The organism is Polaromonas sp. (assembly GCF_012927415.1).
Classification (GTDB): Bacteria; Pseudomonadota; Gammaproteobacteria; order Burkholderiales; family Burkholderiaceae_C; genus Polaromonas.
In genome coordinates this window covers 1-12,780 of record NZ_JABBPF010000111.1, presented here as the reverse complement: position 1 = coordinate 12,780, position 12,780 = coordinate 1, and the positions used below count along the sequence as shown (strand labels likewise).

Sequence of the window (12,780 nt, the reverse complement as noted above, 5' to 3'; positions counted from 1 at the left end):
AGGCGTTGCACACCCGTACCGGCGAACTTTCAAACAGGTAGCCGACAACGGCGGTCATGGGCAACACATTTCCCAGGAAGAAGCCCTGCACCAGCAAGCCGGCCGGCCGCCACGAAAGACGCAGGGCGGCCCCGGATAGAAGGAGCGCCAACCACTTGGCAAGTTCGACGCGGCCATCGACCAGAGCAAGGTCCAGCAGCCGGGGAATCATCAATAGCCCAAGCGCCAGGGCGGTGGCCGACAAGCCGCTAATGCCGTAGCCGTTCCACCGGTCCAGACGCGCCACAAATGATTGCGGCAATGCGCCGGCCAGACAGAAGCCGGCGAGCGCCAGCAACGGGAACTGCACCAGCATATGGCGTGTCATGCTGGCCTCAAGAAAGTGCCGCATGCCAGGCAAGGCCAGCAGGCCCGCCAGAGCCAGCGCAGCGGGTAAACGCCACTTGAGCCACAGTTGGGACACCTTGTTCATGGTGCAACGCCGCTAGCCAGGTAGCGCGCATAGTCAAGTGCGAGTTGTTGCTCGGCATAATCGAAAATGCGTACCAGGCGACCGCGCTGATCGATGACCAGCAACGCGGCGTTGTGTTCGAAATCGCCCCGCCCGTCGGGGACAACGACCACTTGAAAATCAGCCAACAGGCGCCGGGTTTGCTTCGCATCGGGCACACGCGCGAAGCGCCACAATGCCGGATCGGCACCCAGGCGCGCCGCGTAGGCCTGCATAATTTTCGGCGTGTCATGCGCCCCGTCGAAGCTGATTGAGAGCAACTTCACCCGCCGCGCCGCCGCATCGGTTTTGCCCGCTTCCTGCAGCGCTGCCTGCATTTGCTGATAGACGCTGCCCAACGTCAGGCACACCGCCGTGCAGCGGGTGTAAACGAAATCGACCAGCGTGACCGATTGCCCGTCAGCCAGGAGTGTTGACAGGGGCTGAGTCGACAACCCGGGTCCGTCAATTGGCACCGCCGGAGTAGCAACCGGTTGCAAGGCAACTTCAAGGCGGCGCGCGCCTTCGGCTGTCCAGACCTGAAAATCGTGTGTCAGCCACGTCGAGCAGGCATAGGCCGCGACGGCCAGCAGAGCGCTCAGCAACGCGGTGCGAAACATCAGGCCGGCTGCTCCCGCGCCTGCCGCAACAGGCGAATGACCTGGTTTGCCGCAAGCCCGGCTGGCGCAGGCAGGATGCCGTCCAGACCGGCCATAAAACTGCGCCGCGCTCCGTTGATGACCCCCGCCGGTTTGCCCGCACCGGTCGGCCCGCACGCGTTGCCAGTGGAAAAACATTCGACCGGGAACAAATCCGGCGCCATGCTGCAAACGACTGATCCAATGAAAATATCCTGGGGCCGCTGCGCCAGATACATCAGCGGTCGCGTCGCATGGTCGGTCAGGCTGGTGAGTCGCACGCGGTCTCTTGAAATGATGTTCAGGGCGCCTTGGCCGTCAGTGTCTTGAGTTCGGCTTCGCCATTGAATGGTGTGGTGCGGTTGCTGGCCTTGCGTTCGGTGGCAAACAGCTCGGCCTTGATGGGTGCGGCCTTGTTCGACCATTCGGCGCGGACATAACTGGCGACGGCTGCCAGTTCGATGTCACTGAGTTGCCGGAACGGAGGCATGGCGCCCTTGTAAGGGTTGCCCATCACCGTCAATTCCCCGCTCACGCCGTGCAGCAGGATGTTGGCCACGATGCGCTCATCGCCTGCCACCCACTCTGAGCCGTCGAGCGGCGGGAAAACGCCAGGCAGGCCTTTGCCGCTGGCTTGGTGACAAGCGACGCAATTAGCGGTGAAGATCTGCTTGCCATCCGCTGCGGCACCGGGCGCCCCAGCTGCTGGCGCCCGCAAATCCGCCAGCGTACGCCGGTCGCCCAGATCGAGCTGGCCAAACGGTTCAGACAGCAGGATATAGGCCACAGCAGATAGCACTACCCCCAGTGTGACGAGCGAGACAAGGGTCGGTATCGGCCGGTTGTGCTCGGAGGGGTCCACTTCTTCGCGCTGCTGGGCCTGACGCGGTTCCAGTTTATTGGGCATTTTTTCGACCTCATGTTCAGGGTTTGAGAGCGGGTGGCAACACCGGATAGGTGTGGTTTAGCGCCAGCAGATATCTCACCAGGTCGAGTGCTTCGGGCGTCGGCACCACCACCTTGCCGATGTTCGGGCCATAAGCGGCCGGCAAGTTCAACACCTGCTCGCCTTCCTTCTCGGCTTCTTTGGCATCCTTGACGGTGAACAGGAAGGGGAAGCCCGGCATGATGGAACCCGGCACATAGGCACGCGGCTGGTAGAGATGGCCCAGGTGCCAGTCCTTGCTGGGCTGCCGTGCGCCGATGTTGAACAAATCCGGTCCGGTTCGCATGCTGCCCAGCAGGTGCGGCCTGTCATAGGTGTAATCGCCCGGCACGGAGGCACGGCCCCAGCCGCGCTCGAAATCGGGGCCGAATTTGCGGTCGCGCGGCTGCTGGCTGTGGCAATAAACGCAACCGTTGGAGATGTAAACCGCCCGCCCGCGAAGCTCGGCGCTGGTATAGGGCTTGAGCCCGGGCGGCGGCTGAATGTCGCGCACCTCCATGTAAGGCATGACCACCAGCGCGGCGGTCGCGACTGCCAGCGCCACCATGGCGCCGGAAACCAGCTTGACTTCATTGTCCATGGGCCAACTCCCGTTTGTGGTTCTGCCAGAACAGGGCGGCGCCTGCGCGCATCGGGCCAAAGCGCAGCGCCATCGCCAGGAAGTGGCCGACGAAGACGAAGTGACCCAGCACCATCAGGCTGCCACCCACGCTGCGCCATTTGAGGTAGGGAAGCGTCACCGCCACTGATTCTATGAACGGTCGGGCCGCGTCCAGCATGGCGACACCCTGCAGCCAGCCACCAATCGACAGGCCGGTAAAGTAGATCGCAATACCGGTCGCCGAGAGCCAGAAATGCAGCGTAATCAGCCGCGGGTAAGGCCATTCCCAGTTCAGCACGCGCGGCATCATGAAATAGATGGCGCCGAACAGCACCATGGTGACAAACGCATACGCGCCCAGGTGGGCATGGGCCACCGTGAAGTGCGTGAAGTGCGTTATCTGGTTGACGCTTCGCAGCGCCTCTATCGAGCCCTGTAGTGAGGAGGCAAAGTACATCAGGCCGCCAAACATCATGAAGCGCAGCGTCGGCGAGTAACGCGCCAGATGCATTTGCCCCTTGAGCGTACCGCCCATGTTGATGCTGAATGCCACGACCGGAATCACCATCATGATGCTTTGTACGATCGAGAGCGTGGTCAGCCAACCCGGCACCGGGCCACCAATCAGGTGATGGCCGCCGACCTGACCATAGAAAAAAGCCAGTGTCCAGAAACCCAGAATCGACAGGTTGTAGGAGCGCACCGGCCGGCCGATGATCTTCGGCAGGAAGTAGTAAATCGCGCCCACGCTCACCGGCGTGAACCACAGTCCCAGCACGTTATGCCCATACCACCAGTTGGTCGTGGCCTGCTGCACGCCGGTATGCACACCAGGCAGCTTGCCGACCAGGAATAGCAGCGCGATCCACAGAAGTGCCGACACCATGTACCAGACGCTGACATACAGATGCTCCACCTTGCGGTTCACCAGCGTGAACAGCACCGGCAAAATCACCAGCGCAAAGCCGACAAAGATGAGGATGGCGATCTGCCATGGAATTTCAAGGTATTCCATTCCGTCGGTCCAGCCTGCCGAAATGGCGCCAATGGCGGCGGCGATACCCATATTGATGAGCGCGCCGCCCAGCATGGCCCAGATGGCACCATGCAGGTGGGTGCGCAGCAGGCGCGGCAACAGCCACAGCATCATGCCCAGCGCGGCGTTGCTGATCCATCCGTAGAGCACTGCGGTCAGGTGCACCGAGCGGATGCGGCCGAAGGTCAGCCATGCATCATGGGTCATCCAGTCGGGTTGGTGAAGCTTGATGGAGGCGGTCAGGCCGGCCAGCGAGCCGAGCAGCAGCCAGAAGCAGGCGAAAGCGATGAACATGAAGACCGGGAAAGCGCTCGACTGGTCGGACACGATGCGGTCGTTCAGCTCAGCCGCGTCGGCCGCATGCAGCTGGTCGCCGTCCTCGGTTGCGGCCTGCTGCATCGAATTCTTCTCGGCGACCGGCAGTGCCGGGTCGTCAATCCGGCCGATCTCGCCGCGCGCGAAGATCACCGAGGCGGCCTTCGGGTTTTCGGCCAGCAGTCCCTTGCGCGAGGACCAGATGAAGACGAACAGGCCGATCAGCGACAGCAAAAAGGCGCCGAGCAGGCTCAGGATGGCGCTGTCCATTACGCGGCTCCCGCCGGCGTCCGGGCAGCGTTCACGACCGGGTCAATGCAAAGCGTGCGGCCGGGTAGCCGGCGCGGGCACCCGGGGAGGGGAACGGTGACTTTCATGGGTGCTCTCCAATTCTGGTGGTGGCGCCGAAATAGTCTTGGCACCGGACTCCCCTCGTCGGCTCGCGAGGGGCGGTGTTTTGTTGCGGGGGTTCAGCGTGCGTCGGCCCGGGGCCGAATCAACATCGGGAAAAAACGCCATATATACAGCGCAAAAACGGCGATCCAGGCAAGAGCCGCCAATTGCAGCAGCACGCCAGCATGGTTGCCGGGAGCCAGCGCGCCCAAGCGCAGGGCCACGGCCAGCAGCATCAGCCAGTAGCTGGCCTGCATGCTGCGGTCCAGCTTCAGCGGGCGACCCAGATGGCCCAGCGCGGTACGGGTCAGCATGCCGATGATCAACACCGAAAAGCCGCCCATTGCAATCAAATGAACATGCACCGCCGGTTGAATCTCCGGGTATAGCGCGTGAACGGCAGCCACCATCAAGCCGCCGCCCAGCGCGGCGTATCCGGTGTACAAAATCCACAGCAGCGGCCGATGCAGCACGGAAAGCGGTTTCCAGCTCAGCAGCTGATAAAGCGACGTGGCGCCTGCAAGCAGCAGAAGAAATGCCAGCGGCGGCATGAGCCCCGCCAGCAGGCAGGCCAGAGCACCCACGCATGCCACCAGCTGGATTTGTCCGCTACGCGTTTGCTTGGGAAGGTCTAGTCCGGGAATGGCGCGCATGGCAAAAAACGGAATTACCCGGCGCGCCACCAGCAAGGCGATGGCCGCCATGACCAGCAGGCCGGAATCCAGGGCCTGCATCAATTCGGTGTAATTACCGTTTGCCGCCTGCGACAAATACCAGGCATCGGCCGCGCCCAGCGCCAGCACCATGACGGGCACGCCGTAGTTGCGGGTATTGCGGCTGGCAATAATGACTCGGCCCAAGGCGATAGAAGCCCCGGCAAAAAACAGCAGTTCGCTGGCGGCTGCCACGCGGAAAGCGTCCGTGCCCGGCATCAGGAAGCCGATGCGGGCGACCAGCCACAAGCCCAGCAATGCCGCCAGCGGCGCTCCGCGAAGCGGATTTTTGCCGGTCCAGTTGGCGCCTGCCGTCAGCAGAAAACCCACGGCAATCGTCGCAACAAAGCCCCACAGCATCTCGTGCGCGTGCCAGGCAAGGCCCTGCAGGGTTCCGGTGAGCGTTTGTGGCGCAAATATCCACAGTCCGATGGCTACAGCCGCCCACAGCGCGCCGGCCGGATAAATCAGCCTGAAACCCAGCTCAAGGCTGGTTTTTAATGATGGCTCGGCCGGGCTCGCTACCGCTGGTTTGGTCGCTTTGACGACTTTTCTCATGCGGCGCTGACTGCCAGACGGTTCAGACGCTGGCTCATCTGGTAGCCGCACCACAAGCTCTGCGCGATGCATCGTGCCAGATTCCTGGCGCGCTGACCAAAGGCGGTATGGGGCAGCGCGTCGGTGGTCTTGCCAAACAGCATGAGCCCATGCTGGAACAGTTCGATTCCGAGCCCCGGCAGCGCCGCGTGTTCGGGCACAGCCGCGTCGCCAAAGCGCGCTGTGCGGCGGTGCGCCGACAGCCGGAAGTCCACGATGACCGGCAGGTAGAAATTCCAGTCGGGCACATGCCAGCTGAAAATCGGACAGAACACCTCGTCATTTCACACCTTGTCATAGAAGGAATACATCATCCGGCTAATTTCCTCTTTGGCGCAGAGGACGTCATCTGGCATTTGAAATTCCCTTTTTTTTTTAGGTTAGGTTTGCTGTTGCAGCACTCCGCGCCAAAAAAAATTTTGTTGGTTGATACTAAAGCCTAGCCAGCTAGCGGCTTGTACGGGGCATAAAAACCCCGTTGCGGGGCAGGGCGAAGCGCCGGTCCGGGACCGCACGACCGGGTGGTCTGCGAGCTAAGCGCGCAGCGCAGGGCTTTCCCGAAAAACAGGTTCTAAGACGATTTTGCTATGTAATCTATAGCATAAAGAGGCCGTTTTCATTGGACATGATGCGGTTTTCTCGCGAAATTTCAGGCGCGCGGCCTCCGGGTGCCGTGTTAGGCTCCTTGTGATGTTGAAACGCATTCCCTCCTTCCTGCGCCACGTCGGCCCGGGCGTAGTCACTGGTGCCGCGGATGATGACCCTTCCGGCATCGCTACCTACACGCAGGCCGGCGCGCAGTTTGGCACGGGTCTGCTGTGGACGGTGTTTTTGTCGCTGCCATTCATGATCGCCATTCAGCTCGTCAGCGCCAGAATCGGCCGCGTCACCGGCAAAGGCTTGGCCGCCAACCTGCGCGAACATACGCCGCGACCCTTCCTGATGACCATGGTCGCCTTGCTGGTCATGGCCAACACCATCAACATCGCTGCTGACATTGCCGCCATGGGCGAGGCGCTACAGCTGGTGGTGGGTGGCGGCGACCATTTTCATGCGGTGGCGTTTGGCATCGTCACGGTGCTGCTCCAGGTGTTTGTGCCCTACCGCAAGCTGGCTCCGATCCTGAAGTGGCTGACGCTGTTCCTGTTTTCCTACGTTATCGCCGTGTTTCTGGTGCAGGTGCCGTGGGGCCGGGTGCTGTATGACCTGGTGATTCCCAAGCTGCAATGGACCTCTGGCTACTGGATGATGATCGTCGCGCTGCTCGGCACCACGATTTCGCCCTATCTGTTTTTCTGGCAGGCTTCGCAAGAGGTGGAAGAGCTGCGTCTGAAGGGCGGCGCCCGCGGCACTGAAAAGGAAATCCGCCGTGATCTGCGTCGCGTCAAGCGCGACACTTACAGCGGTATGTTTTTCTCAAACGCAATTGCTTTTTTCATCATGGTCCTTGGCGCGGTCGTTCTGTATGCGGCGGGCATTCGCGACGTCACCTCGGCCGCGCAGGCAGCCCAAGCGCTGCGCCCGCTAGCCGGTGATTTTGCCTTTGCGCTGTTTGCCGGCGGCATTATTGCCACCGGCCTGCTGGCCGTGCCAGTGCTGGCCTCTTCATCCGCTTATGCGGTAGCCGAAGCGTTTGACTGGCCCGAAGGGCTGGAGCGGCACTGGTTTGAAGCGAAGCAGTTTTACGCGGTCATCGTGGTTGCCACAGTGGTCGGCACCGGGTTGGACTTTACGCCGATAGACCCGATCAAAGCGCTTTACTGGAGCGCCGTGATCAATGGCGTGGTGGCGGTGCCGATCATGGTGGGCATGATGCTGCTGGCCAGCAAAAAATCGGTAATGGGTAATTTCACCTCAGGTTTGAAGACCACCTGGTTTGGCTGGGGCGGTGCGGCCGTCATGGGGTTCGCCGTGCTGATGATGTTTTGGGATCTGCTGCGCCCGCTTTTTTAAACCGGCCCAACCCGGCCGGCCGGGGCTGCCAGGTCGGCGTTGCTGATCTTTTTCGGGTGCAGCTTGACGCCTTTCCCCCACTTCGGGCAGTCACAGCACGCAGTGCACCCGCACCGCGAGCAAATACCTCGTGCCGTCAGCCTCGGCGCCTTGGCTGCTTCAACTCACGGGGGGATCAGCCCTGGCAAAGCGATATCCCGGAGATCGGCAGCTCTTTCCGGAAAACGAAGCGGATGAGGGTGAACCGAGTCTGGGCTAGGGTTCTACCTGATGGGTATTTGATGAGTCTTCGCTAGACTGGCCCGGCAATTGCTTTGTAAAAATTACACATAAATAGAAATTTAACAGATCATCTAGCTGGACATGAATCGCCAACCTTCCTTATCTGCTGACGCTGTGGTCGAGCGAACCGACGCATGGAAGACCGTTGCCACACCGGCTGCGCAGCGCATCAACTCGGTGATTGACCTATGGCTGGGCGAGCAGTTGCGCCACCGCCGAAAGGCGCTCGGCCTGCCCTTGCAACAGGTTGCGTTGGGCTGCGGCATCTCCGTCAGCCTGCTCAGCCAGATTGAACGCGGGCTACGTTCCATTTCGCTGCGCACGCTTGCCGCGCTGTCGAACGAGTTGCAGTTGCCGCTGGAAACTTTGATCCGGAACACGCAGCACGAACTGAATGAAGGCGTGCACGAGCGCTCGGTGGTGCGCGCCGGCAAGCACCAGCGCATCGATCTGGGCGACAAGGGCATTCACAAGGAAAAGCTGACGCCACCGGCATCGACCGCTGGCGTCGAAATGTACCGGGCAGTCATTGAACCGGGGGGCTCCACCGGCGACGCACTTTTCTTCACCTACAAAGGCGAACAGATCGGTTATGTGATCGAAGGTCAGCTCGAACTGTTCATTCTGGATCGTCTTTACCGACTTCAGCCCGGCGACAGCTTTTGTTACGACGGCATTACGCCGCGCCGATGGCGCAACCCTGGTCTTTCGCTGACGACGGTTATCTGGGCCATCACCGGGACGCCTTAAGTAGTAAAAAACTCCCACAACCACCCAAGAATCGCCGCAGGGCTGGTCAATCGAAACAGCGGCATGGATTTTTTTGTCATTACGGAAAGGAAAACACACCATGAAACTCGCAACTCTCGCAACTTCTCTGCTTGCCACCCTTGCATTGTCGATGGCGGCCACGTCCTCGGCCCAGACGACGCTCAAGGTCGGCTCCACGCCGACCGGAAGTCCTTTCACCTTTTTGGACACCAAGACCAACAGCATCGACGGCGTGATGGTCGATATCGTCAATGCGGTGGGCAAGGACGCCGGCTTCGGGGTGCAGATCGAACCCATGCAGTTCTCGGCGCTGATCGCCTCACTGACATCCAAGCGCATCGACCTCATATCGGCGGCGATGTTCATCACCCCTACGCGGCAGGAAGTCGTGGACTTTTCGCTGCCGATCTACAGCTACGGCGAAGGCGTGGTGGTGCTAAAGCAGGACACGGTCGCGTACCAGAGCTTTGCCGACATGAAAGGCAAGCGGGTTGGCGTGCAGGTTGGCACCGCGTTCGTTGATCCTCTGCAAAAGAGCGGATTGTTTTCAGAGGTCAAGCTCTACGAAACCACGTCCGACCTGATGCGCGATGCCAACGCCGGGCGCATTGATGCGGGCGTGCTGGACTACCCGATTGCCGCCTTTGCCGTGGCCAAGGGCCAGTTCCCCAACCTGCGCATGGTCACCAGCTTCAAGCCGACCATGGTCAACAGCATCGGCATGGCCACCCGCAAAGGCGACACCGAGCTGATGGGCAAAGTGAATGCCGCCGTGACCAAGCTCAAGGCCAATGGCGCCATTGACGGGATCCTGAAAAAGTGGGGTCTGTAAGCCTGCCCTGATATGCCCAACGCCATTGATTGAAAACGAATTCCCATGATCCAGCTTCTGCAACATGCCCGGGAGTTCATGCCGATCCTGCTTCAGGGGGCTTGGCTCACCATTCTGGTGACGCTGGGCTCCTTGCTGCTGTCCACCCTACTGGGTTTGGTGTGGGCCGTCCTGCGCGTCTCGGGGATACCGTTGCTGGCCAACTTGAGTGCCGCCATCATCAATCTGCTGCGCGGCATCCCGATCATCGTGATCCTGTTTTTCCTCTACTTCGTGATGCCTGACTTCGGCATTTCGCTATCGGCGCTGCAGGCCGGCATCATTGGCCTGGGCATCGCCTATTCAGCCTACCAGGCAGAGAACTTTCGCGCCGGCATTGAGGCGGTGGATCACGGCCAGGTCGAGGCGGCGCGGGCCATGGGCATGGGCTGGGGCCTGATGATGCGCCGCGTGGTGCTACCGCAGGCAGTGAAGATTGTTCTGCCACCTTACGGCAACATCATGATCATGATGCTCAAGGACTCGTCGCAGGCCTCGACCATCACGGTGGCCGAATTGGCGCTGCAGGGCAAATTGATCGCTGCTTCGACCTTCCAGAACGCGACCGTCTTCACGCTGGTCGCGCTGATTTACCTCGTCATGTGCGTGCCGTTGATTCTGCTTGTGCGCCATCTTGAAAAGCGGGTCAAGAAATGATTGAAATACGCGACCTGCAGAAGTCTTATGGAACGCATCAAGTTCTCAAAGGGATCAATGCCAGCGTTTTTAAGGGCGAGGTGGTATGCATCATTGGACCGTCGGGTTCGGGAAAGTCCACCATCCTGCGCTGCATCAACGGGCTTGAAAGCTATAACGGCGGCAGCGTCGAGATCCACGGCCAGCGCGTCGACAACACCTTGCCGTCGATCAAGGCGATCCGTACCGAGGTGGCGATGGTATTCCAGCGCTTCAATTTGTTCCCGCACCGCAGCGTGCTGGAGAACGTCATTGAGGGACCAATCTACGTCAAGGGCGAAAAACGCGCCACCGTCATCGCGCGCGCCAAGGAACTGCTTGCCAGCGTGGGGCTTGCCGAGAAAGAAAACGCCCATCCACCGCAGCTGTCGGGCGGCCAGCAGCAACGGGTCGCCATCGCGCGCGCGCTCGCTATGCAGCCCGAAGCCATTTTGTTCGACGAGCCGACTTCCGCTCTGGACCCTGAACTGGTGGGTGAAGTGCTGGGCGTGATGCGCAAGCTGGCAGAGTCCGGCATGACCATGGTGGTGGTTACACACGAGATGCAATTTGCCCGCGAAGTGGCTGATCGCGTGCTATTCATCGACGGCGGCGTGATCGTCGAGCAGGGTCCGTCAAAAGAGCTTCTCAACAACCCGCAAAACCCGCGTACGCAGGATTTCCTGCGGCGAGTTCTTCACCCCATGTAAGGCGCCCCACAACATGTCTCAGGAATTCTTTCCTCTAAGTCCGTCCCTCTGGGCCGCCACGGCGGCGCCCGCGCCGGTCACCACGCCGTTGCAAAGCGATGTGAAAGCTGACGTGGTCGTCATCGGTGCGGGCTATTGCGGCTTGAGCACGGCGCTCCATCTTGCCGAGCGCGGCGTGCGCGTTGTGGTGCTTGAGGCGCGCGATATCGGCTTTGGCGGCTCCGGCCGAAATGGCGGGCAGGTGATTCCGGGCCTCAAGTACGACCCGAGCGAACTGCTGGCCATGTTCGGGCGGGAGAAGGGACAGCGCCTGGTCGATTTTGCTGCGAGCACGGTCGATTCGGTGTTCAATCTCATCGACAAGCACGGCATGGCTATTCCGCATGTGCGCCGCGGCTGGATTCAGGGCTCCCACTCTTCAGCCGCGCTCAAGCAGGCCGAGCGCCGCGTGCGCGACTGGGGCGCGCAGGGTGTCGCCACGAAACTTTTGGATCGGGCCGAGACGGCCCGCCTGCTGGGCACCGACAAATATTTGGGCGGCTGGATCGACCCACGCGGCGGCGGCGTCCAGCCGCTGAGCTACGCCCGCGGCCTGGCGCACGCGGCCATGGCAGCCGGCGTGGTGATTCACACTGACAGCCCGGCCACTCAGCTGTTGCAAGACAAGGGCCGGTGGCAGGTCACCACCGCAGGTGGTGCCAGGGTCAGCGCCGAGCGCGTGGTGTTATGCACCAACGGCTATACCGGAGGCCTGTGGCCGCAACTCAGCAAATCGATCATCAACGCCAATTCCTTTCAGATCGCGACTGAGCCGCTTCCCGAAGTTGTCCGACGGAGCATCCTGCCCGAAGGCCATGTCTCTTCCGACGCACGCAACCTGTTGCTTTACTACCGCATCGACCACAGCGGCCGCCTGCTGATGGGCGGGCGCGGCACCTTCAACGAGCCTGATCCGGCGCTGCCTGGCGACTGGTCGCATTTGGAGAATGTGATCGGCAAGTTGTTCCCGCAGGCGGCCGGCATTCCCATCGCTCACCGCTGGTGCGGTCACGTCGCCATCACGCGCGATTATCTTCCACACCTGCACGAGCCCGCTCCGGGTTTGCTGATCGACATAGGCTGCCAGGGGCGCGGCATCGGCCTGCAAACGCGCATGGGGCAAGCGCTGGCCGAGTACATCACCACCGGCGACGAACAGGCCCTGCCGGTCGCGCTATCGCCAATCAAGCCATTCCCGCTATACGGACTGAGACGCCTCTACATCTCGGCGGTCATCGGCTGGTACCGGATGACCGACGGCGGTGTTTAGTGCCAACACGCAACGCGTGGTTGCAGGGGCTTGGCTATCGCGGCCAATGGCGGCCCAATGCCGTTCAAGAATTGAAGACCGACACTGACCCTGCACATGGGCTAAAGCTTAAACCGCCGGATTGCGCGCCCCGGCGATCTGCTTGCGCCGGTAGTCGCCCTGGCGCTCCAGCATCCAGCCTGGGTATTCGGGCGCCAGCGCGCTGACGCTGGCGATCTGTTCGAGCTCGGCGGCACTCAGCGTCACCTCGGTCGCCGCGATGTTGTCGGCCAGCTGGTCTGGCCGTTTGGCACCGATGATGACGCTGGTAAGCTGCGGCTGGTGCAGTAACCAGGCCAGGGCCACCCGCGCCACCGAAACGCCATGCGCCTCTGCGATTGGCCGCATGACATCAATGCAGCGCCACGCCTTTTCCTTGTCGACGGGTGGAAAGTCAAAGGCCAGTCGTCGGCTGTCTTCCCCGGTTTTCTGCAGGTCTTC

Annotated in this window: 15 protein-coding genes; 6 read left to right on the top strand and 9 right to left on the bottom strand. The window is 61.4% G+C overall.

Annotation, left to right across the window (positions count from 1 at the left end; all coding sequences use genetic code 11):
• The 8 genes from HHJ19_RS11100 to HHJ19_RS11065 form a co-directional block, all read right to left on the bottom strand.
• Positions 1–472, bottom strand: a 472-nt coding sequence (locus tag HHJ19_RS11100; protein WP_296907209.1) for a hypothetical protein, incomplete at its 3' end; no start/stop codon positions are given.
• The gene (locus tag HHJ19_RS11095; RefSeq protein ID WP_296907207.1) at positions 469–1,110 is read right to left on the bottom strand and encodes an SCO family protein; all 642 of its coding nucleotides are present in this window, start codon (positions 1,108–1,110) and stop codon (positions 469–471) included. The genes HHJ19_RS11095 and HHJ19_RS11100, both read right to left, overlap by 4 nt.
• On the bottom strand, positions 1,110–1,409 hold the full coding sequence (locus HHJ19_RS11090) for a hypothetical protein (protein ID WP_296907205.1): 300 nt from the start codon (positions 1,407–1,409) through the stop codon (positions 1,110–1,112). The genes HHJ19_RS11095 and HHJ19_RS11090 overlap by 1 nt, the downstream gene beginning before the upstream one ends.
• Before the next feature lie 20 nt (positions 1,410–1,429).
• The gene (locus tag HHJ19_RS11085; RefSeq protein ID WP_296907202.1) at positions 1,430–2,035 is read right to left on the bottom strand and encodes a cytochrome c; all 606 of its coding nucleotides are present in this window, start codon (positions 2,033–2,035) and stop codon (positions 1,430–1,432) included.
• A gap of 16 nt (positions 2,036–2,051) precedes the next feature.
• Positions 2,052–2,654: a cbb3-type cytochrome c oxidase subunit II gene (locus HHJ19_RS11080; RefSeq protein ID WP_296907199.1), complete on the bottom strand. Its 603-nt coding sequence runs from the start codon at positions 2,652–2,654 to the stop codon at positions 2,052–2,054.
• Positions 2,644–4,296: a cbb3-type cytochrome c oxidase subunit I gene (locus tag HHJ19_RS11075; RefSeq protein WP_296907196.1), complete on the bottom strand. Its 1,653-nt coding sequence runs from the start codon at positions 4,294–4,296 to the stop codon at positions 2,644–2,646. Before HHJ19_RS11075 ends, HHJ19_RS11080 begins: the two co-directional genes overlap by 11 nt.
• Before the next feature lie 200 nt (positions 4,297–4,496).
• On the bottom strand, positions 4,497–5,690 hold the full coding sequence (locus HHJ19_RS11070; protein ID WP_296907194.1) for an NnrS family protein: 1,194 nt from the start codon (positions 5,688–5,690) through the stop codon (positions 4,497–4,499).
• On the bottom strand, positions 5,687–6,004 hold the full coding sequence (locus tag HHJ19_RS11065) for a preprotein translocase subunit TatC (protein WP_296907191.1): 318 nt from the start codon (positions 6,002–6,004) through the stop codon (positions 5,687–5,689). Before HHJ19_RS11065 ends, HHJ19_RS11070 begins: the two co-directional genes overlap by 4 nt.
• A gap of 415 nt (positions 6,005–6,419) precedes the next feature.
• On the opposite strand from HHJ19_RS11065, the gene HHJ19_RS11060 reads away from it, so the two are divergent.
• The 6 genes from HHJ19_RS11060 (at position 6,420) to HHJ19_RS11035 (ending at position 12,300) form a co-directional block, all read left to right on the top strand.
• Positions 6,420–7,682 (top strand): Nramp family divalent metal transporter, encoded by a 1,263-nt coding sequence (locus tag HHJ19_RS11060; protein ID WP_296907189.1) that lies wholly within the window; start codon positions 6,420–6,422, stop codon positions 7,680–7,682.
• Between the two features lie 363 nt (positions 7,683–8,045).
• Positions 8,046–8,714 carry a helix-turn-helix domain-containing protein gene (locus HHJ19_RS11055; RefSeq protein WP_296907186.1) on the top strand — a complete coding sequence of 223 codons (669 nt, stop codon included), beginning with the start codon at positions 8,046–8,048 and terminating at the stop codon, positions 8,712–8,714.
• Positions 8,715–8,814: 100 nt separating this feature from the next.
• Complete coding sequence (locus HHJ19_RS11050) at positions 8,815–9,567, top strand: ABC transporter substrate-binding protein (RefSeq protein ID WP_296907185.1); 753 nt, start codon at positions 8,815–8,817, stop codon at positions 9,565–9,567.
• A 45-nt stretch (positions 9,568–9,612) separates the two neighbouring features.
• Complete coding sequence (locus HHJ19_RS11045) at positions 9,613–10,263, top strand: amino acid ABC transporter permease (RefSeq protein ID WP_296907182.1); 651 nt, start codon at positions 9,613–9,615, stop codon at positions 10,261–10,263.
• Complete coding sequence (locus tag HHJ19_RS11040) at positions 10,260–10,991, top strand: amino acid ABC transporter ATP-binding protein (RefSeq protein ID WP_296907180.1); 732 nt, start codon at positions 10,260–10,262, stop codon at positions 10,989–10,991. Before HHJ19_RS11045 ends, HHJ19_RS11040 begins: the two co-directional genes overlap by 4 nt.
• 13 nt (positions 10,992–11,004) lie before the next feature.
• A complete protein-coding gene (locus HHJ19_RS11035; protein WP_296907177.1) occupies positions 11,005–12,300 on the top strand; it encodes an FAD-binding oxidoreductase in 1,296 nt (431 codons plus the stop codon).
• 108 nt (positions 12,301–12,408) lie between these two features.
• On the opposite strand, the gene HHJ19_RS11030 is transcribed toward HHJ19_RS11035, so the two are convergent.
• The coding region (locus HHJ19_RS11030) for an aldo/keto reductase (protein ID WP_296907174.1) at positions 12,409–12,780 on the bottom strand (372 nt) is incomplete at its 5' end.

Coding starts and splice junctions, on each gene's coding strand:
- HHJ19_RS11095 (WP_296907207.1), bottom strand. CDS start 1,110: ATGTTTCGCACCGCGTTGCTGAGCGCTCTGCTGGCCGTCGCGGCCTAT.
- HHJ19_RS11085 (WP_296907202.1), bottom strand. CDS start 2,035: ATGCCCAATAAACTGGAACCGCGTCAGGCCCAGCAGCGCGAAGAAGTG.
- HHJ19_RS11080 (WP_296907199.1), bottom strand. CDS start 2,654: ATGGACAATGAAGTCAAGCTGGTTTCCGGCGCCATGGTGGCGCTGGCA.
- HHJ19_RS11075 (WP_296907196.1), bottom strand. CDS start 4,296: ATGGACAGCGCCATCCTGAGCCTGCTCGGCGCCTTTTTGCTGTCGCTG.
- HHJ19_RS11070 (WP_296907194.1), bottom strand. CDS start 5,690: ATGAGAAAAGTCGTCAAAGCGACCAAACCAGCGGTAGCGAGCCCGGCC.
- HHJ19_RS11060 (WP_296907189.1), top strand. CDS start 6,420: ATGTTGAAACGCATTCCCTCCTTCCTGCGCCACGTCGGCCCGGGCGTA.
- HHJ19_RS11055 (WP_296907186.1), top strand. CDS start 8,046: ATGAATCGCCAACCTTCCTTATCTGCTGACGCTGTGGTCGAGCGAACC.
- HHJ19_RS11050 (WP_296907185.1), top strand. CDS start 8,815: ATGAAACTCGCAACTCTCGCAACTTCTCTGCTTGCCACCCTTGCATTG.
- HHJ19_RS11045 (WP_296907182.1), top strand. CDS start 9,613: ATGATCCAGCTTCTGCAACATGCCCGGGAGTTCATGCCGATCCTGCTT.
- HHJ19_RS11040 (WP_296907180.1), top strand. CDS start 10,260: ATGATTGAAATACGCGACCTGCAGAAGTCTTATGGAACGCATCAAGTT.
- HHJ19_RS11035 (WP_296907177.1), top strand. CDS start 11,005: ATGTCTCAGGAATTCTTTCCTCTAAGTCCGTCCCTCTGGGCCGCCACG.